The organism is Ensifer sp. M14, from assembly GCF_003355565.1.
Taxonomy (GTDB): domain Bacteria; phylum Pseudomonadota; class Alphaproteobacteria; order Rhizobiales; family Rhizobiaceae; genus Ensifer.
Genome location: NZ_QJNR01000004.1, coordinates 642,667 through 662,139, shown reverse-complemented (window position 1 = coordinate 662,139; position 19,473 = coordinate 642,667). Strand labels below are relative to the sequence as shown.

12 protein-coding genes are annotated in these 19,473 nt (G+C 62.3%); 5 read left to right on the top strand and 7 right to left on the bottom strand.

Going from position 1 to position 19,473, the window contains the following annotated elements:
- Positions 1 to 31 precede the first annotated feature (31 nt).
- A complete protein-coding gene (locus tag BLJAPNOD_RS03305) occupies positions 32 to 4,825 on the top strand; it encodes an NAD-glutamate dehydrogenase (RefSeq protein WP_115418894.1) in 4,794 nt (1,597 codons plus the stop codon).
- 125 nt (positions 4,826 to 4,950) lie between these two features.
- On the top strand, positions 4,951 to 6,378 hold the full coding sequence (locus tag BLJAPNOD_RS03300; protein ID WP_115418893.1) for an MFS transporter: 1,428 nt from the start codon (positions 4,951 to 4,953) through the stop codon (positions 6,376 to 6,378).
- A gap of 59 nt (positions 6,379 to 6,437) precedes the next feature.
- Here BLJAPNOD_RS03300 and purH read toward each other — a convergent pair whose 3' ends face one another.
- The 4 genes from purH to htpX all read right to left on the bottom strand — a co-directional run bounded on the left by purH (position 6,438) and on the right by htpX (position 12,561).
- The gene (gene purH / locus BLJAPNOD_RS03295) at positions 6,438 to 8,048 is read right to left on the bottom strand and encodes a bifunctional phosphoribosylaminoimidazolecarboxamide formyltransferase/IMP cyclohydrolase (protein ID WP_115418892.1); all 1,611 of its coding nucleotides are present in this window, start codon (positions 8,046 to 8,048) and stop codon (positions 6,438 to 6,440) included.
- A gap of 120 nt (positions 8,049 to 8,168) precedes the next feature.
- Positions 8,169 to 9,854: a heparinase II/III family protein gene (locus BLJAPNOD_RS03290; RefSeq protein ID WP_115418891.1), complete on the bottom strand. Its 1,686-nt coding sequence runs from the start codon at positions 9,852 to 9,854 to the stop codon at positions 8,169 to 8,171.
- 332 nt (positions 9,855 to 10,186) lie between these two features.
- Positions 10,187 to 11,599, bottom strand: a complete 1,413-nt coding sequence (locus BLJAPNOD_RS03285; protein ID WP_115418890.1) for an RsmB/NOP family class I SAM-dependent RNA methyltransferase — start codon at positions 11,597 to 11,599, stop codon at positions 10,187 to 10,189.
- On the bottom strand, positions 11,599 to 12,561 hold the full coding sequence (gene htpX / locus BLJAPNOD_RS03280) for a zinc metalloprotease HtpX (protein WP_115418889.1): 963 nt from the start codon (positions 12,559 to 12,561) through the stop codon (positions 11,599 to 11,601). Before htpX ends, BLJAPNOD_RS03285 begins: the two co-directional genes overlap by 1 nt.
- A 124-nt stretch (positions 12,562 to 12,685) precedes the next feature.
- Between htpX and BLJAPNOD_RS03275 the strand changes: the two genes are divergently transcribed.
- Entirely contained in the window at positions 12,686 to 12,886 is a 201-nt protein-coding gene (locus tag BLJAPNOD_RS03275) for a DUF1674 domain-containing protein (protein WP_077504752.1), read from the top strand.
- A 226-nt stretch (positions 12,887 to 13,112) separates the two neighbouring features.
- On the opposite strand, the gene acs is transcribed toward BLJAPNOD_RS03275, so the two are convergent.
- Positions 13,113 to 15,062: an acetate--CoA ligase gene (gene acs / locus BLJAPNOD_RS03270; RefSeq protein ID WP_115418888.1), complete on the bottom strand. Its 1,950-nt coding sequence runs from the start codon at positions 15,060 to 15,062 to the stop codon at positions 13,113 to 13,115.
- 226 nt (positions 15,063 to 15,288) lie between these two features.
- On the opposite strand from acs, the gene BLJAPNOD_RS03265 reads away from it, so the two are divergent.
- Entirely contained in the window at positions 15,289 to 15,990 is a 702-nt protein-coding gene (locus tag BLJAPNOD_RS03265; protein ID WP_115418887.1) for a DUF1013 domain-containing protein, read from the top strand.
- Between the two features lie 57 nt (positions 15,991 to 16,047).
- On the opposite strand, the gene BLJAPNOD_RS03260 is transcribed toward BLJAPNOD_RS03265, so the two are convergent.
- Positions 16,048 to 16,434, bottom strand: a complete 387-nt coding sequence (locus tag BLJAPNOD_RS03260) for an ectoine synthase (protein WP_115418886.1) — start codon at positions 16,432 to 16,434, stop codon at positions 16,048 to 16,050.
- A 137-nt stretch (positions 16,435 to 16,571) separates the two neighbouring features.
- Between BLJAPNOD_RS03260 and BLJAPNOD_RS03255 the strand changes: the two genes are divergently transcribed.
- Positions 16,572 to 17,465 (top strand): LysR substrate-binding domain-containing protein, encoded by an 894-nt coding sequence (locus tag BLJAPNOD_RS03255; RefSeq protein ID WP_115418885.1) that lies wholly within the window; start codon positions 16,572 to 16,574, stop codon positions 17,463 to 17,465.
- A 15-nt stretch (positions 17,466 to 17,480) separates the two neighbouring features.
- On the opposite strand, the gene BLJAPNOD_RS03250 is transcribed toward BLJAPNOD_RS03255, so the two are convergent.
- Positions 17,481 to 19,388, bottom strand: coding sequence for a propionyl-CoA synthetase (locus BLJAPNOD_RS03250; protein WP_115418884.1), 1,908 nt, complete (start codon positions 19,386 to 19,388; stop codon positions 17,481 to 17,483).
- Positions 19,389 to 19,473 lie beyond the last annotated feature (85 nt).

Here is a 19,473-nt window from a genome sequence, read left to right as displayed (position 1 = left end):
GGTCTAGCCTATCATGAATGGGAGAAACTTCATGGGCGTGAAATACAATCCGAAGCGGGACAGACACATCGACGCAGCGAAGGCGGCCGCCATCAAACTGGGCACCGACGCGCTGGCGCCGGAGATCCTCTTCGGCGGGGCCAGCAACGACGACCTCGACCTTTATTCGGCGGACATGCTGGCACTGACGGCGGCCCATGCGAGAAGTGAACTCGCACGCTGGGACGGCGGAAAACCTCAGGTTTCGGTCGAAACCGTGCCCGGCGTCGCGCCTGGCGGTACCGAGGTTTCGATCATCGCCGTCACCGAACACAACATGCCGTTTCTCTATGATTCGGTCATGGGCGAGGTGACGAGCACCCACCGCGACATCCATCTCGCGATCCATCCCATTCTGGTCCAGGAGCCGGGCAAGCCCGTCAAGCTGTTCGATCCGGACGAACCGAGCGACCCGGCGCACCGGGTCAGCCATATCCAGATCCACCTGGACAAGTTGACGCCGGTCGAGGCGCAGTCGCTGAGCAACCGTATCCGCGACGTTCTGGAGCAGGTTCATCAGGCCGTGCACGACTGGCCCGCGATGACGACGCTGCTCGATCAGGCGATGCAGGAACTTGAGGACTACAATGCCTCGCGCAAGAAGAGCGACCGCGACGAAGCGCTCGCCTTCCTCCGCTGGCTCCGGGACAACAACTTCACCTTCCTCGGCATGCGCGAGTACACCTATTCGGGCAAGGGCGGGAAGGCCTCCGTCGAGCGCGGCACGGGCAGGGGCCTCGGCATCCTTTCCAACCCCGATGTGCGCGTGCTGCGCCAGGGCAAGGACGCGGTTCTGACCACGCCGGAGATTTTGGCCTTCCTCGAAAGCCCGGATTTCCTGATCGTCACCAAGGCGAATGTGAAATCGGTGGTGCACCGCCGTGCCTATATGGACTACATCGGCGTCAAGCGTTTCGATGCCGACGGCAATGTCGCCGGCGAGCTGCGCATCGTCGGCCTGTTCACCTCATCGGCCTATACCCGCCAGGCGGCCGAAATCCCGTTGCTGCGCCACAAGATCGAGAAGATCGTCGACCACTTCGGCTACGATCCGCAGAGCCACTCCGGCAAGATGCTGGACAACACGCTCGAATCCTACCCGCGTGACGATCTCTTCCAGATCGACGTCGGCCTGCTCGCCGCCTTCTGCGAACAGATCAACGAGCTGGGCGACCGCCCGCGCATCCGCGTTCTGCCGCGCATCGACCATTTCGACCGCTTCGTCTCGGTCATCGTCTTCGTGCCGCGCGAACAATATGATTCCGACGTGCGCGAAAAGATCGGCGACTATCTGAAGACGGCCTATGACGGTCGCGTTTCGGCCTACTATCCGGCCTTCCCGGAAGGTGGCTTGGCGCGCGTGCACTTCATCATCGGTCGCACCAGCGGCAAGACCCCGCGCATCCCGCAGGCCAAGCTCGAAGAGGCCGTGCGCGGCATCGTCACGCGCTGGATCGACCGGTTCGACCTGCTTGCCCGCAAGGACGGCATCGAACTCGATGTCGACGGCGCCTACCAGTCGTTCTTCACGCCGGCCGAAGCCTATGCGGACCTCGCTGACATCGCTGCCTGCAAGGCGGAAGATCCGATCCGGATCTCGTTCTACAACTACAACCGCCCGGTCAACCGACCGGATACGGCCGAGCTGAAGATCTTCCATGCCGGCGAGCCCGTATCGCTGTCGCGCCGCGTGCCGCTGCTCGAAAATCTTGGCTTCCGTGTCATCAGCGAACAGACCTACGACCTCAATGTCGGCAAGCATGGCGAGGACAAGCACCGCGTCGTGCTGCACGACATGGAACTGGTCCATCGCGACGGTCTTGCGCTCAATCTCGACAAGTCGGGTGCAGCACTCGAGGAAGCCTTCCTCGCTGCCTGGAACGGCACGATCGAGGACGACAACTTCAACCGGCTCATCCTGCTTTCGGGTCTCAACGCCCGTGAAGTGACGGTGCTGCGCGCCTATGCCCGCTACCTTCGCCAGGCCGGCATCACCTATTCGCAAGGCTATATCGCTGATACGCTGAACAAATATCCGGCGATTGCCGCCGATATCTTCAAGCTGTTCGTCACCCGCATGGATCCGACGCTCGAAGAAAAGCCGCGCGCCAAGAAGTGCAACGCCCTGAGCGCCTCGATCGAAACCGCGCTGTCGTCGGTTCCGAGCCTCGACGAGGACCGGATTCTGCGCCGCTACGTCAACGCCATCGAGGCGACGCTCAGGACCAACTACTTCCAGAAGGATGCCGACGGAAAGCCGCGCGCGGTGCTTGCCCTCAAGCTTGACCCCAAGCAGCTCGAGGGCCTGCCCGAGCCGCGTCCGTTCCGCGAAATCTTCGTCTACGGCACCGAAGTCGAAGGCGTGCACCTGCGCTTCGGCAAGGTCGCCCGTGGCGGTCTTCGCTGGTCCGATCGGGCCCAAGATTACCGCACCGAAGTCCTGGGCCTGGTGAAGGCCCAGCAGGTCAAGAATGCCGTCATCGTCCCCGTCGGCGCCAAGGGTGGCTTCTATCCGAAGCAACTGCCGGTCGGCGGCAACCGCGACGAAGTGTTCAAGACCGGTACCGAGGCCTACAAGACCTTCATCCGCACCATGCTGTCGGTCACCGACAACATCGTCGGCCAGGATGTCGTGCCGCCGGCCGACACGCTGCGCCGCGACGGTGACGATCCCTATTTCGTCGTCGCCGCCGACAAGGGCACGGCGACCTTCTCCGACACTGCCAACGGTCTGGCGCAGGAAGCGGGCTTCTGGCTGGACGACGCGTTTGCTTCCGGCGGATCGGCCGGTTACGACCACAAGAAGATGGGCATCACCGCCCGCGGCGCCTGGGAAACTGCCAAGCGCCACTTCCGCGAGATGGACATCGACATCCAGACGACCCCCTTCACCGTCGCCGGCGTCGGCGACATGTCGGGCGACGTCTTCGGCAACGGCATGCTGCTTTCGGAAAAGATCCGGCTGCTTGCAGCCTTCGACCACCGCGACATCTTCATCGATCCCAATCCGGATACCGACGTGTCCTTCGCCGAGCGCAAACGCATGTTCGCGCTGCCGCGTTCGAGCTGGCAGGACTATGATCGCAAGACGCTGTCGGAAGGCGGCATGATCATCTCGCGCGCCGAAAAGTCCGTGACGCTGACGCCGGAAGCGATGGTGGCGATCGGGATCGACAAGCAAAAGGCGACGCCGTTCGAGATCATGAATGCGATCCTGAAAAGCCAGGTCGATCTCCTCTGGTTCGGCGGTATCGGCACCTATGTGCGCGGCAGCAACGAGACGGATGCCGAAGTCGGCGACCGTGCCAATGACGCGATCCGTGTGGCAGCAGAAGAGGTCCGCGCCCGCGTCATCGGCGAGGGCGCAAACCTCGGCGTCACCCAGAAGGGTCGTATTGGCTTCGGCCTTAACGGCGGTCGCTGCAACTCCGACGCCATCGACAACTCGGCGGGCGTCAACTCGTCCGACGTCGAGGTCAACATCAAGATCGCCCTGGCGTCTGCCATGCGCGACGGGCGCCTGACCCGGCCGAAGCGCAACACGCTGCTGGCGTCGATGACAGAGGAAGTCGGCCACCTGGTGCTGCGCAACAACTACGAGCAGTCCCTGGCGATCTCGCTGACCGCCATGCAGGGTGCAGGCAACCGCACGACGCTTGGCCGACTGATGACGCGGCTGGAAGCCGACGGCCATCTAAACCGCAAGGTCGAGACGCTGCCGACCGACCAGGCGATGACCGAGCGCTACCAGGCGGGCAAGCCCTTGACCCGTGCGGAAATCGGCGTGCTGCTCTCCTACTCCAAGCTGGTTCTGTTCGACGAGCTGATCGCCAGCGAGCTTCCCGACGACCCGTATTTCACGGCGACGCTGGAACGCTACTTCCCCGGCAAGATGCGCAAGACCTATGCCGGCGACATCCATGGCCACCGGCTGCGCCGCGAGATCATCGCGACGGTGCTGGCCAACGAGGTCATCAACCGTGGCGGACCTGCCTTCGTCTCGACCTTGACGGATGCGACCGGCTTCCTCTCGGCCGACGTCGTCAAGGCGGCTGTTCTGGCGCTCGACGGCTTCGATCTGCCGCGGATCTATGACGAGATCGACGCACTCGACAACAAGATTGGCGGCGGCCTGCAGAATGTCCTTTATCAGGAAGTCGGCCGCATCTTCACGCTCGTGACCGAGCGGGCGCTGCGCACCCACGCCGCAACCGGCTCCGTCTCCGAGGCCGTATCGCGGCTGCGCGACGGCCTTCAAAAGCTGCGCGGCACGATGCGGACCGCGGTCTCCGGCGAGAGCGCCGAAGAAGCACAGCTGAAGACGGCGGCCTTCGTCGAGGGTGGCGTACCCGCCAAGCTCGCCGAGGAGATCTCGGAACTGGCGCTGATGACCCTGGTGCCGGAAATCATGCAGATATCCGCCGAAACCGGCGAGACCTTGAGCCGCACTGCGCAGGGCTACTTCGCCGTCACCGACACGCTTCGGATCAACCGGCTGCTGGCCGCCTCCGATCGTGTTCCGGCAACCGAGCAGTTCGAGGCGATGGCGCTTTCGCGGGCCGTATCCGATATCGCCGCAGCGCGGCGCGATATCACTGCAGCGGCACTGCGCGAGCAGAAGAAGGAACGCAGCCCGGTCGCCGCTTGGGAGGAGAACGAGCGCGAGCGCGTCGCCCAGGCAACGGGCCAACTGCGTCTGTTGACCGAGAAGGGTGAAACCACGCTTGCCAAGATCACCGTTGCTGCGGGCCTTCTGAATGACCTTGCACGCGGACGGGCGAGGTGAGACAGTCCGCCCCGGACTGATCGACGCGGATCGGAATTGACCGGTTTGGCGCTATCAGATTTTACGATGCACTGCGCCGCGCGTTCGAGAGGACGCACGGCGCAGTCGTTTCCGGGGAGGGAAATGTGCAGGTTTCGGCCGAGAAAATTGACGCGCGACCGCGCACGTCACGCGCGGGCATAGCCGGCTGGATGCTGTTCGACTGGGCAGCGCAACCCTTCTTCACGGTCATCACCACCTTCATCTTCGGCCCTTACTTCGTCTCGCGACTGACGGAGGATCATGCTGTCGGCCAGGCGATGTGGGGCTACACGCTCACCGTTTCCGGCATCATCATCGCCATTCTCTCTCCGGTTCTCGGCTCGATCGCCGACGCTACCGGACCGCGCAAGCCCTGGATCGGTTTTTTCGCGGTCATCAAGATCGTATCTCTGTCGATGCTCTGGTTTGCCGCGCCCGGCTCGCCGATCATCTACGCCGCCTTCTTCATCGTGCTCGCCACGGTCGCCGCAGAATTTTCGATCGTCTTTAACGATTCGATGATGACGCGACTGGTGGACGAGAAGGATGTCGGCCGCATTTCCAACATCGCCTGGGGGCTCGGCTATCTCGGCGGCATGATCGTGCTGATCGCCGTCGTGGCGCTCCTGGCCGGCAGTCCGGAAACCGGCAAGACCGCGCTCGGCATCGATCCGCTGTTCGGTCTCGATCCGGCCAAGGGCGAGGACGCGCGCATCACCGGCCCGATATCGGCGCTCTGGTACTTCGTCTTCATCATTCCAATGTTCCTGTTCACACCCGATGCCACAAGGGCGACCATGTCGCTGCGCAAGGCCACCGCTACGGGCCTGCGAGAATTGAAGGGTACGCTCGGCGAACTCAGGGAAAGATCGGGCGTTCTCCGCTTCCTGATCGCCCGCATGATCTTCCAGGACGGTGTCAACGGGCTGTTGGCGCTCGGCGGCACCTTCGCCGCGGCCATGTTCGGTTGGCGAACCCTGGAACTAGGCATCTACGGCATCATCTTGAACGTCGTCGCGATCGGCGGCTGCCTCTATGCAAGCAGGCTCGACACGCGTCTCGGCTCCAAGGTCATCGTTACCGCGAGCCTCGTGTGTCTCATCATCGCCACGGTCGGCATCGTTTCGACCGGCCCGGGTTTCACTCTGTTCGGCCTCATGCCGCTATCGACAGACGATTCCGGCGGCCTGTTCGGCACCGCGGCCGAGAAAGCTTACATCCTCTACGGTCTGCTGGTCGGCATTGCCTTCGGCCCGGTTCAGGCCTCGTCGCGCTCCTATCTCGCCCGCAGCGTCAGCCTCGACGAGGCTGGCCGCTATTTTGGGCTCTACGCCCTTTCCGGCCGGGCAACGTCGTTCCTCGCCCCGGCATCGGTGGCCACGATCACACTCGCCACCGGGTCGGCGCGCATCGGCATGATGGCGCTGATCGCCTTCCTGGTCGCTGGCCTGCTGATCCTGCTGCGCACGCCTTATCCGGCGGATGACGGGCGCAAAAAAGCCGCCACATCCTTTGGACGCGACGGCTTCTGATGTTCTCGGGCAAGCTTTGAAAATCCGGGGCCGGCGTGAAGTGCCCGTCCCGGGCGATGTCAGTGGCGGAAATGGCGCATGCCGGTAAACACCATGGCCACGCCATGCGCGTCGGCGGCGGCAATCACTTCCTCGTCGCGCATCGAGCCACCCGGCTGGATCACAGCGGTGGCGCCCGCCGCGATCGCCGAGAGCAATCCGTCGGCAAACGGCAGGAAAGCTTCGGAGGCGACGGCCGAGCCGCGCGTCAGCGGCGTTGCCAGGCCGAGCGCCTTGGCGGCTTCTTCGGCCTTGATCGCGGCGATGCGAGCGGAATCGACACGGCTCATCTGTCCGGCGCCGATGCCGGCCGTCTGGCCATCCTTGGCGTAGACGACGGCGTTCGACTTGACGTGTTTTGCCACCTTGAAGGCAAACTTCATGTCGTCCAGTTCCTGTGCCGTCGGTGCGCGCTTCGTCACCACCTTCAGCTCCATGTCCTCGACCATGGCATTGTCACGGGTCTGCACGAGGAGACCACCCGATACGGTCTTGGCGGACAGGCCGGGGATGCGTGGATCGGGCAGGGCGCCGGTCGTCAGCAGCCGCAGGTTCGGCTTGCGCGCGATGACGGCCTTGGCCTCGTCGCTGACCTCAGGCGCGATGATGACCTCGGTGAAGAGCTTGACGATCTCTTCCGCCGTTTCTGCATCGAGCAGCTGGTTGAGCGCGATGATGCCGCCGAAGGCCGAGGTGGAATCGCAGGCGAGCGCCCGTCGGTAGGCTTCGACCAGCGTCGGTGCGGTTGCGACGCCGCAAGGGTTGGCATGCTTGATGATCGCAACCGCCGGCGCCTTTTCCGGCAGGAACTCGGCCACCAGTTCAAAGGCGGCATCGGTGTCGTTGATGTTGTTATAGGACAGCTGCTTGCCCTGCAGCAGCGTCGCTGTGGCAACACCGGGGCGGTTCTCGCCGGTGACGTAGAAGCCAGCCTTCTGATGCGGATTTTCGCCGTAGCGCATCTCTTCCTTCAAGACGCCGCCGAGAACGCGGTGGCGGGGCATCGGCGTGTCGAGCGCCTCGGCAAACCAGTTGGAGATGGCCGCGTCATAGGCTGCCGTGCGGGCATAGGCCTTGGCCGCCATCTTCTGCCGGAAGGCATAGGTCGTTGCACCCGACGCCAGCTCTTCGATGAGCACCGGATAGTCGGCCGGATCGGTGACGATCGTCACATAGGCGTGGTTCTTGGCCGATGCGCGGATCATGGCCGGGCCGCCGATATCGATGTTTTCGACCGTCGTCGGATAGTCGCCGCCCTGGGCGCGAACTTCCTCGAAGGGATAGAGGTTGATCACCGCCAGATCGATCGCAGTGATGCCATGGGCCGACATCGCCGCCTGGTGCTCGGCATCGTCGCGGATCGCAAGCAGGCCGCCATGGACACCCGGGTGAAGGGTCTTGACGCGACCATCCATAACCTCAGGGAAGCCCGTCAGTTCCGAAACGTCGCTGACCGGAAGACCTGCCTCAGACAACGCCTTGTGGGTGCCGCCGGTCGAAACCAGACGCACGCCTTTTTCATGCAGCGCACGGGCAAGCTCGACAACACCGGTCTTGTCGGACACGGAGAGAAGGGCGGTCCGGACTGGAACCTCGTTCGGGGCGGGAATTTTCTTGGAGGCGACAGCCATCAACCATGCTCCTTTGGCGGCGCCGGACGCGCGGGAGGATGCTCCGGCATTGGGATGGCTGCCCGTTAGCATAGCTTGCCGGCCGAAGGAACCTCGGCAAGCCAACATCCTAAAATAAGCTTACTTCGTGCGCGAGAAGGTCCACTGGATCTCGGGCTGCCGGGCGACAGTGAAGGTGACCGTCAGCTGTGACGAGGCGCGGATGCCCGAGGGATCGGCAAAGAAGATGTCTTCCTCGACTGCCAGCTCACCGTCCTGGCAGGCAAACAGCCAGACCTCGCCATCGGGTGCTGTCAGATAGATTTCGCGGCCGTTGTTCTGGCGAATGGTGACGGCCGGGTGGATATGGAAGCGGGCAACCGCGACGGCCGCGTTCGTATCGTCAGGGTCGCTGCCGTCGGCACGCGAAAGCCGGTCGCGGCCGCGGATCATCCGGCCGCCGTTCAGCACACCGATGTCGCGCTCATGCAGGAGCCCGAAGGACTGGAGATAACCATCATGATTTGCCGTGACGGATTCCAGACGGCCCGGTTCGTCCTTGCGCTTCACAACGACGCGCGAGACGCCGCTGGTCATGATCGGCCCCAGAAACCGTGACTGCGAGAAGCGCGACGACGACGTGTCGTTGACGGTCACGGTGGAGTGTGCGGCGGTCATCCGTGCCATCTGGCGGAATCGTTCGCCGGCGAACTTCGGCGCGCCCGAATTGATCACGAAACGCGTCTTGCCGGAGGACATTTCGAACGAGAGGCAGCCGGCATGGGCGCTGCGCGACAGGTCGACCGAAAGCGGCCGGCCGGTATCGACGATGACGACGGTGTTTTCGATCGACAGGCGCTCGTAATGGGCAAGCGGCAATGAGCGGAACGGCTCACCGGCGGTTTCGTCGTAGCGCAGCACCGAGGCAAGTTCATGCGCCAGCACCGAGGTCGCACCGTTGAAGAGCGCCAGTTCGCCCCCCTGGTGGCGAAAGAAACGCAAGGCCGGATACATCCGGTCGATGCACGGTATGAGGCGCGACGGCACGTCATGCCCGAGATTGACATAGGTCTGGCGCAGCGGCAGCAGGTCGAGCAGCAGTTCGAGCCCCGCGCGCGGACTGCGCGAAAAGTGGCTGCCATCGGCAAGGATCTGCCGGTCGAGTTCGAAATCAAGGTGACGCGACGCCTTGCGAATGGCCGAGGGCGTCGATGGCATCGAGACCGATGCCATGGCAAGCGCCATCCGGACACGCAGGCGCGCCTCGCCATCGCTGACCGTTTCGGCGATGTGGCGGAGATAACGGACCTGGAAAGCCAGGCTTTTCAGGAAACGGCGATAGAAGCCATGCTCCGCATTGCGCAGGACCACCGGCGAGTGTGAGAGCCACGCGATGATGCGTTGGGCAATGACGTCGGCATCCCACGCAATGCCACCCAAGTTGCGGCCGTGAGTGGCGATCCAGTCGTCGACGATCTGCCGCAGGCGCACGAAACCGGCATCTTCGCGGATGGCCCGCAAGTGCCTGAGCCAGCCGAACGAATGCAGACGGACCGCGAATTCAAGCGACGGCAGATCGATTTCAAACGGCGATTCGCCTTCGGTATCGAGCACGCGGCCGGCCAGAGGAAAACGGCCCTCGAGGATTTCTTCGGCAACGAAGGGATCGACAGCCCGGAGGTCCGTCGGCGCGACGATCAGGCGGTTGGGCGTCGAACCGGTAAAGCGCAGCGACGAGACGCGGCCGACCGAAAGCCGGCGCGACACGCGGCGCCAACCTTCACGCGCATACAGATAGGAAAGCCTTCGCCTGCCGGAAAACACCATCAACGCCCGCCGGTTCCCTCTTTCCTGAAGCAAGCCGCCAGAGACGTCCGAACGGATACGTCGGCTTCGCGCCAGTGCCGCTTGCGCAGGGTTGCCCGAAATCCGTTTTCGATTTTCGGGACGCACGATGCGCCGTTTCATAATGTCAGAGCGCTCTTGTCGGTCCCAACGGACGCGCGGCGCTCCGCGTGACTCCGGATGGTGCCGGAAAGATCATTAAACTTTTATCAATTTTATCGTCTTTGATAGGCTCGTGGCCTTAAAGCGTCAATTGACACGACAAAACAGCCCGCAGCCGAGGCTTTCCGGTCGCCAGTTCGACTTTTCCAGACTTATTTGCGACGAATCACTGCGGCGTAGAATCCATCGAGGCCGCTGGCAAAGGGTGGAGCGAGCGGGAACATCGATGGTACGGTGCGCACTTCGCCGAGAGGGGTAATCGCATCTTCGAGGCCCGGCCAATCCGTGGCCAGGATCGGCACCAACTCGTATGCATCACCGGTGCCAATCACCCGGGCAACGACCTCTTCGCCTTCGCGCGGATCCAGCGAGCAATTGGAAAAGACGACGATACCATCAGGCTTGACCACCGTCAGCGCATGGCGCAGCAGACGTTCCTGCAGCAGTGCAAGCTTCTCGATATCCTCTGGTCCCTTGGTCCAGAGCACGTCCGGATGGCGGCGGGTCGTTCCGGTCGATGAACAGGGAGCGTCCAGTAGGGCGGCATCGAAAAGCTCGTCAGGCCGGAAATCGGCCATGTTGGTTTCCTGCATCTGCGCCTGAAGACCCAGACGCTCGAGATTGCCCTTGAGGCGGCGCAAACGGCTTGCCGACTGATCAAGCGCGGTTACCTCGCCACCAGCGAGGATCAGCTGCGCCGTCTTGCCGCCGGGTGCGGCGCAGAGATCGACGACGCTCTTGCCGGCAAGAGGTCCGAACAGGCGGGCAGGGATCGACGCGGCCGCATCCTGGACCCACCATTCGCCATCGGAGAATCCGGCTAAGGAAGGGATGGAGCCAGAGAAATCGGCGAGGCGCACCGAGCCAGTCGGCAGCACGGTACCGTTGAGCTTTTCGGCCCAACCTTGCGGATCGGATTTGACGGTGACGTCGATTGCCGCTGGCGTCAGCTGCGCGTCGGCGATCTGGTCGGCCTGTTCGCGGCCATAACGCGCGACCAGCCGGTCGAAGAACCAGTCCGGCATGGCAGGAACGCTTCGTAGGCTTTCGAGGATCTCGTCTTTCTCCCGCGACAGACGGCGAAGGATGGCATTGACCAGATTGGCGAAACGACGATTGCGCGGATCGGCCTGAGCCTGCTCGACCGCAAGATCGACGGCGGAATGATCGGGAACGTCGAGATAGAGAATCTGTGCCGCCGCCACCGCCAGCACATGGTCGAGGGCGCGCGCACCTTCTGGAAGCGGCGTCTGCAGCATCGAACCGATCGCCGCCTGGATGCGCGGCAGGTGACGCAGGGCCGAATTGAGGATGGCACGCACCAGCGCCCGGTCGGCTTCGCTCAGCTCGCGATAGGCGGGATTGCCATGCTCATGATCGAGCATGCCATCAAGAGAGGTCTTGCGGTCGACGACCGCACCGAGAATCTTGGCCGCTGCCTGGCGCGTGCGCAAACCGGGCTTTTCCGGGCCACGCTCCTGTTGTTCAGGCTTTTTCGACCTTACCGGCTGCTTGTGCGAGCGGTTTTGTTTCGGACGTGAATCGTTGTTGTTTTCGGCAGACATCAGGACCAGGGACCTTTCGGCGGTTCGGAACCACCGCGACCCCAACCGGTAGAGGGAACAGAGCGCGATTTGCGCACCGGATTATCAGCCCGAACCGGCGGCGTCGACCCCATGGACATCCCCTGCGCCATCTGTTGCAGGGCGGCGATCCGGTTTTCGGTGTTCGGATGGGTGGAAAACAGGTTGTCCATGCGCTCGCCGGAAAGCGGATTGATGATGAACATATGCGCAGTCGCCGGATTGCGCTCGGCATCGTCATTGTGAATCCGGTGCGCGGCACCGGCGATTTTCTGCAAAGCCGAAGCCAGAGCCAAAGGCTTGCCGCAAATTTCGGCACCACGGCGATCGGCGGAATACTCTCGCGTACGGCTGATCGCCATCTGCACCAGCATGGCCGCAATCGGCGCGACGATCATCGCGATCAGCACGCCGACGAACCCCAACGGATTGTTGTTGTTTTCGCGATTGCCGCCAAACAGGAAGGCGAAATTGCCGAGCATCGAGATCGCGCCGGCGAGTGTCGCCGTCAACGTCATCGTCAGGGTGTCGCGGTTCTGGACGTGCGCGAGTTCATGCGCCATGACACCTGCAACCTCGTCATAGTTAAGGGCCTGAAGCAGGCCGGTGGAGGCGGCGACAGCGGCGTTCTCAGGGTTGCGCCCAGTGGCAAAGGCGTTCGGCTGTGGGCTGTCGATCACGTAGACACGCGGCATCGGCAGGCCGGCATTCGCGGCAAGATCGCGCACGATGCCGTAATATTCCGGCGCACTGCGTTCATCGACTTCCTGCGCACGGTACATGCGCAGCACCATGCGGTCTGAATTCCAATAGGAGAAAAAATTCATACCGGCCGCCATGACGAAGGCAATCATCATGCCGCCACGCCCACCGATGGCGAAGCCGACCGCCATGAACAGGGCGGTCATCACTGCAAGCAGCATGGCGGTGCGAACGAGGTTCATGGTGGGCTCCGGGTCGTCTACGTTTCACGTGAATCAGGGTTTCCGTTCGGGCAACGGCGCATTATATGATGGGTGCAAATGCCCCGTTCTTCAACAACAGATGCACGAATCCGGACCTGGCGAGATGCAGAACGACAACGACAATGCCCCCGACCGCCCGAAAAAGCCGCTACCGGCCGCCGCGCTGCGCGCGCTGAAGGAAGCCGAGGAGCGGCGCCAGGCAGAGGCAGACAAGGAGCTGCCGACGGAAATCGGCGGCCGCGGCGGTGTCGACCCGGCGCGCTTCGGCGACTGGGAAATCAAGGGTCGGGCGATCGATTTCTGAGAGATCTCGCCCGTTGAGCTTGTGAAACAGTTTGGTTCTTCCGCTAGCAAGCAGCCAAGGCCTGCCGCAAGCGATGCCTGATTTCGTTCGACATTTTTAATTAGAATCCGGCTCACAAAGCCGAGTCGGTGATTTGATCTACGGCCCGCATTCAAGGCCGCGGTCGGAAGAGAGCGTGAATCAAAAAGGGCGGCCCGATGCCGCCCTTTTCGCTATCTGTCGCTTGTTAAGCCTTGTTCTGCCGGTTGGCGATCAGGTCGTCGACAACTGCCGGATCGGCCAGCGTCGAGGTGTCACCGAGCGCGCCGAAATCGTCCTCGGCGATCTTGCGCAGGATGCGACGCATGATCTTGCCCGAACGGGTCTTTGGCAGACCCGGCGCAAACTGGATCTTGTCCGGTGTGGCAATCGGCCCGATTTCCGAACGCACGTGCTTGACCAGGGCCTGGCGCAGCTCGTCATTGCCGATTTCACCCGCCATCAGCGAGACGTAGCAATAGATGCCCTGTCCCTTGATCGGATGCGGATAGCCGACGACGGCGGCTTCCGACACCAGATGGTGCGAGACGAGCGCCGATTCGACCTCCGCTGTACCAAGGCGGTGGCCCGAGACGTTGAGCACGTCGTCAACGCGGCCGGTGATCCAGTAATAGCCGTCCTCATCGCGGCGGCAGCCGTCACCGGTGAAATACTTGCCCTTGTAGGTGGCGAAATAGGTCTGACCGAAACGCGCATGATCGCCATAGATCGTGCGCATCTGGCCGGGCCAGCTATCGGTGATGCAGAGGTTGCCGTCGGCAGGGCCTTCGAGCACGTTGCCTTCGTTGTCGACCAGCTGCGGCTGGACGCCGAAGAAGGGCCGCGTTGCCGAGCCGGGCTTCAGGTCAGTCGCGCCCGGCAGCGGCGTGATCAGGATGCCGCCGGTTTCCGTCTGCCACCAAGTGTCGACGATCGGCGACTTCTGATCGCCGACGACGTTGTAATACCATTCCCAGGCTTCGGGATTGATCGGCTCGCCGACCGAGCCGAGCAGGCGCAGCGACGAGCGCGAGGCGCGCTTGACGAAATCGTCGCCGGCACCCATCAGCGAGCGGATCGCCGTCGGCGCGGTGTAGAAGACATTGACCTTGTGCTTGTCGATCACTTCCCAGAAACGGCCGGCGTCGGGGAAGTTCGGAACACCCTCGAACATCACGGTGGTCGCGGCATTGGCGAGCGGACCGTAGACGATGTAGGAATGGCCGGTCACCCAGCCGACATCCGCCGTACACCAGTAGATATCACCGTCGCGATAGTCGAAGACGTATTCGTGGGTCATCGAGGCATAGACGAGGTAACCGCCGGTGGTGTGCAGCACGCCCTTCGGCTTGCCGGTCGAACCGGAGGTGTAGAGGATGAACAGCGGGTCTTCCGCCTTCATCTTCGCCGGCTCGCAATGCGGCTTCACGGTCGCAATTTCCTGGTGGTACCAGAGGTCGCGGCCCGGTGCCCAGCCGATCTTGCCGCCGGTGCGGCGCACAACCAGCACCTTGTTGACGATGACGTGCTGCTTGGCAGCGATATCGATGGCGGTGTCGGTGTTTTCCTTCAGCGGCACCGGCTTGCCGCCGCGCACGCCCTCGTCGCACGTGATGACGAAGGTGGATTCACAATCGACGATGCGTCCGGCAAGCGCATCCGGCGAGAAGCCGCCGAAGACGACCGAATGAATGGCGCCGATGCGGGCGCAGGCGAGCATCGCATAGGATGCTTCCGGGATCATCGGCATGTAGATGGTGACGCGATCGCCCTTCTTGACGCCATGCTTCTTCAGGACGTTGGCAAGGCGACAAACCTGCTCGTAAAGCTGGTTGTAGGTGATCTTCTTGTCGATATAGGGATTGTCACCTTCCCAGATGATCGCCGTCTTTTCGCCATGCGTCTTCAGGTGGCGGTCGATGCAGTTGTAGGAGACGTTGGTCAGGCCGTCCTCATACCACTTGATCGAGACCTTGCCCTTGAAAGAGGTGTTCTTGACCTTGGTATAAGGTTTGAACCAGTCGATCCGTTTGCCGTGTTTGCCCCAGAACTTGGCCGGGTCGGAGATGCTCTCCTCATACCACTTCAGATAGGTCGTGTTGTCGAGCAGCGTCCGGCTCTTGGCAGACTTCAACACCGGATAGATCTTGGCGGACATTCTTTCCTCCCTGCGCATTCCTGTCTGGGGTGCTCACTCCCGGAGACCCCGCCTCGGCGACGATACATAGCAGGTCAAAGCCAAGCCGCAATTAGACAAAAGGACATTTGGAACTGGAGAATTGCAATTTTGAGACAACGACGCTATAGAGGCGCTCAATTCCCGGAAATCAGTGGTAGACTCCACGGCCCGCGACACCGGCGCGGCGGACAAAAGGACTATATCCATGGCTCAGCAACTGCTTATGCCCAAGGCAACAGCCGTCTGGCTCGTTGACAATACCGCACTGTCGTTCGAACAGATTGCTACATTCTGCAAGCTGCATCCGCTCGAAGTGAAGGCAATCGCCGACGGTGAATCGGCGCAGGGCATCAAGGGTCTAGATCCGATCGGAACCGGACAGCTGTCGCGCGACGAGATCGCCCGCGCCGAGGGAAATCCGAACCACAAGCTGAAGCTTTCGGAGCCGAAAGTCCGCGTTCCCGATAGCAAGCGCAAGGGCCCGCGCTACACGCCGGTCTCCAAGCGCCAGGATCGTCCGAACGCCATTCTCTGGCTGGTTCGCAACCATCCCGAGCTGAAGGACGCACAGATTTCCCGCCTTGTCGGGACCACCAAATCGACGATCGAGCAAATCCGCGAGCGCACCCACTGGAACTCGACCAACCTGACGCCGATGGATCCGGTCACGCTCGGCCTGTGCTCGCAGATCGATCTCGACCTCGAAGTCGAACGCGCTTCCAAGGGCCGCCCGCTGCCGACAGCCGCCGAACTCGGTGCAACGCTGGAAGCAGCCCAGGAGACCGAAAAGCTCAACTTCAGCTACGAGCGCGAAGAAGAGAAGGAAATCGATGCCGATGCCGTCTTCGCCAAGCTCAAGTCGCTGAAGTCGGATCGCAAGGACGAGGACGAAGACGATCAGTATTGATCGCCTTGTCATGAGATGACGAAAAGCCCGGATCGCTCGATCCGGGCTTTTTTGTCTTCAGTAGGTCGAACCGGACTGATCCCTGAGATTATGGCGCTCGGTCCCCTTGAGCGGCGGATTGAAGATGCTGACGAGGATCAGATCCTCGTCCTTTCCACCCCGCAGGAAATGCTTGTCGTGCTGGTCGAGCACGTAGATGTCGCCCTGTTGGATCAGAAAGACATTGCCCTGCATATCCTCCACCTCGCCGTTCCCGGCGATGCAATAGCAGGCTTCCAGATGGTTGCGGTATTCCAGCAACGAGACGGTGTTGGCGCGAACGACGGTATGGCAGACCGTAAAACCCATTCCATCCCTTTCGGTCAGCAAACGATGGCTGGTGCCGCTTCCCCATTCGACGAAATGATCGGTGGCCTCGATATCTTGCAGACTGCGCACGAACATATGCTATTTCCTCCTATGAGAAATCCTTGCATCGCGAACGTCGGAATGCGCATTCGCTATGCTGAGGTCCTTATCCCGCCGAGACGTTCAACCGGCAAACGACGATTTCTCAAGGGATAGTTGAGGAGAACTTACAGATGCTTCCGCCGCTTGGCATGCTTCGCGCATTCGAAGCTGCCGCCCGCCTCGCCAGCTTCTCACGGGCTGCCGACGAGCTGCACGTCACCCACGCCGCGGTCAGCCATCAGATCCGGCTGCTTGAGGAATGGTTCGGCAGACCGTTGTTTGTACGGGAGAAACGCGGCGTCCGTCTCCTTCCTGATGCGGAGCGGCTGGCGGATGCCTTGACGTCGTGTTTTGCCCGGATCGCGGCAGAAACGGACATGCTGCGCGCAAGCGCCAAGGCGTCGATCACCGTCGCCTGCATCCCGTCGATTGCCACACGCTGGCTGATACCGGCGCTCAATGAATTTCTCGAACAGCACCCTGATATCGACGTGAAGGTGATCTATGCGCTGGCCGAGCAGCGACTTCGGCAAACGGGCTGCGATGTGCTGATAACCCTCGGTGCCGACGCGTCGGAGGGCGTGCAGAATGACCGCCTGTTTTCACGAGCGAACCGTCCGGTCGCCAGCCCGCGCTACATCGAGCGCAAGGGCGCACTCGACACCGCAGAGGCGATTGTCACGGCTGACCTGCTCCACGATGAAACGGTGACCCGCTGGCGAGACTGGTTTGTCAAAGCCGGCCAGCCCACGACCGGCCCGCCACGCGGCCCGGTCTTTCAAGACTTCAACCTGCTGGCAACAGCCGTGATTGCCGGCCACGGCGTTGCACTTTGCCCTGTCGAGGTCTTCCGCCGCGAGATCGACGGCGGTGACCTCGTCGTCCTCTCGTCGGTCGCGACGCTTGAAGACGAAAGCTATTTTCTCATCACCAGAACCACGCGCGGCAAAGGGGTGGCGGCATTCAGCGCATGGTTCAGTGCCGTCGTGGTGCGTTCGGTCGCGCGCTATAGCAACCTGCGCTGACTTCGCGAGGCGCGATCAGATGCCGATACCCTTGGCGTGAAGCACGGCCGCGATTTCGTCGAGGATCGCCGGATCGTCGATCGTTGCCGGCATCTTCCATGGCTGGCGATCGGCAATCTTCTGGATCGTCGCCCGCAGGATCTTGCCGGATCGGGTTTTGGGCAGCCGTTTGACGCACATGGCCGTGCGAAAAGCGGCGACCGGCCCGATGCGATCACGCACCAGGCTGATGACCTCGCGCTCGATCTCGGATGTTTCCCGTGAAACATTCGAGTTGATCACCAGAAACCCGGCGGGGATCTGTCCTTTCAGCTCGTCGGCAATGCCGATGACGGCGCATTCCGCGACGTCGGGATGGCTGGCGCACACTTCCTCCATCGCGCCCGTCGACAGCCTGTGGCCGGCGACATTGATGATGTCGTCGGTGCGGGCCATGATAAACACATAGCCATCGTCGTCGAGGTAGCCAGCATCGGCCGTCTTGTAGTAGCCGGGAAACTCCTCCAGATAGGCCGCACGAAACCGGTGATCGGCATTCCACAGCGTCGGCAGGCATCCTGGAGGCAGGGGCAGCTTGACCACGACATTGCCCAATGTTCCCGGTTCGACCGGATGACCGGCATCATCGAGGATCTGAACATCGTAGCCGGGTAACGGCACGGCAGGAGAGCCATACTTTACGGGCAGAAGCCCGAGCCCGAGCGGATTGCCGGCAACCGGCCATCCCGTTTCCGTCTGCCACCAATGGTCAATGACCGGAACGCCCAGTGCCCTCTCGGCCCAACGGATCGTATCGGGATCGGCCCGTTCGCCAGCGAGGAACAGCGCTCGAAACTGGGAAAGATCATAATTTGCCACCAGCGCCGCGTCCGGATCTTCCTTGCGAATGGCACGCAGCGCCGTCGGCGCCGTAAACATCACGGCCACGCCGTGCTCCGCTATGATGCGCCAGTAGGTGCCCGGATCCGGCGTGCCGACGGGCTTGCCCTCGAACAGGATCGAGGTGTTGCCGTTGAGAAGCGGGCCATAGACGATGAACGAATGCCCGACGACCCAGCCGATGTCGGACGCGGCCCAGAAGACCTCGCCGGGCTGGACGCCGAAGAAATTCTGCATCGACCACTTCAGTGCGACCATGTGGCCGCCATTGTCGCGGACCACGCCCTTCGGCTGGCCGGTGGTGCCGGACGTATAGAGCACGTAAAGCGGGTCGTTGGACGCGACCGGCGTGCAACCGGCTTCATCGCCAGCGTCCTTTGCCGCAGCAAGGGCCGAGGCATAGTCGATATCGCGCACCGGCGTCATGTCTGCCTTGAGCAAGTCGCGCTGGTAGACCAGGCAATGGGCCGGCTTGTGTTCGGCGATTGTCACCGCCGCATCAAGCAGCGGTTTGTAGGCAACGGTCCGGCCGGGCTCGATGCCGCAGCTCGCGGAAACGATGAGCTTGGCCCGGCAGTCGTCGATGCGCACGGCAAGTTCATTGGCGGCAAAGCCGCCAAACACCACCGAGTGCACGGCGCCGATGCGCGCGGCGGCAAGCATCGCGACAGCGGCCTGCGGGATCATCGGCATGTAGATGATGATGCGGTCGCCCTTGTCGACGCCGAGCTTGCGATAGACAGCAGCCAGAGCCTTGACGTCGTCGAGCAGCGCTCCATAGGAGATGCGCTCGATGCTGGATGTAACCGGACTGTCGTAGATAAAGGCGATTTGCTCGCCACGCCCCGCTTCGACATGTCGGTCGAGACAGTTGTAGCAGCTGTTGGTCAGCCCATCGGGAAACCAGTGGCCATAGATGCCGCGTTCGGCGTCGAAAGTCCGCTCCGGCCTCTCGAACCAGTCGATCGCCTCCGCGGCTTCAGACCAGAACCCCTCCGGATCCGTCTTCCACCCGCCGTACACTTCGGAATAGCGGCTCGCCATATCCGTTCTCCTCCCAATGCATGCCGGGCAATGCCCGGCCTCCTCATGCACAAGGATAGGCTAATGAGAACGAAGGTGAACCCCG

Bases quoted from the DNA above. Each gene is read 5' to 3' on its own strand.
- BLJAPNOD_RS03305 (WP_115418894.1), top strand. From the start codon at position 32: ATGGGCGTGAAATACAATCCGAAGCGGGACAGACACATCGACGCAGCG.
- purH (WP_115418892.1), bottom strand. From the start codon at position 8,048: ATGGCTGTCGCCTCCAAGAAAATTCCCGCCCCGAACGAGGTTCCAGTC.
- BLJAPNOD_RS03290 (WP_115418891.1), bottom strand. From the start codon at position 9,854: ATGGTGTTTTCCGGCAGGCGAAGGCTTTCCTATCTGTATGCGCGTGAA.
- BLJAPNOD_RS03285 (WP_115418890.1), bottom strand. From the start codon at position 11,599: ATGTCTGCCGAAAACAACAACGATTCACGTCCGAAACAAAACCGCTCG.
- htpX (WP_115418889.1), bottom strand. From the start codon at position 12,561: ATGAACCTCGTTCGCACCGCCATGCTGCTTGCAGTGATGACCGCCCTG.
- BLJAPNOD_RS03275 (WP_077504752.1), top strand. From the start codon at position 12,686: ATGCAGAACGACAACGACAATGCCCCCGACCGCCCGAAAAAGCCGCTA.
- acs (WP_115418888.1), bottom strand. From the start codon at position 15,062: ATGTCCGCCAAGATCTATCCGGTGTTGAAGTCTGCCAAGAGCCGGACG.
- BLJAPNOD_RS03265 (WP_115418887.1), top strand. From the start codon at position 15,289: ATGGCTCAGCAACTGCTTATGCCCAAGGCAACAGCCGTCTGGCTCGTT.
- BLJAPNOD_RS03260 (WP_115418886.1), bottom strand. From the start codon at position 16,434: ATGTTCGTGCGCAGTCTGCAAGATATCGAGGCCACCGATCATTTCGTC.
- BLJAPNOD_RS03255 (WP_115418885.1), top strand. From the start codon at position 16,572: ATGCTTCCGCCGCTTGGCATGCTTCGCGCATTCGAAGCTGCCGCCCGC.
- BLJAPNOD_RS03250 (WP_115418884.1), bottom strand. From the start codon at position 19,388: ATGGCGAGCCGCTATTCCGAAGTGTACGGCGGGTGGAAGACGGATCCG.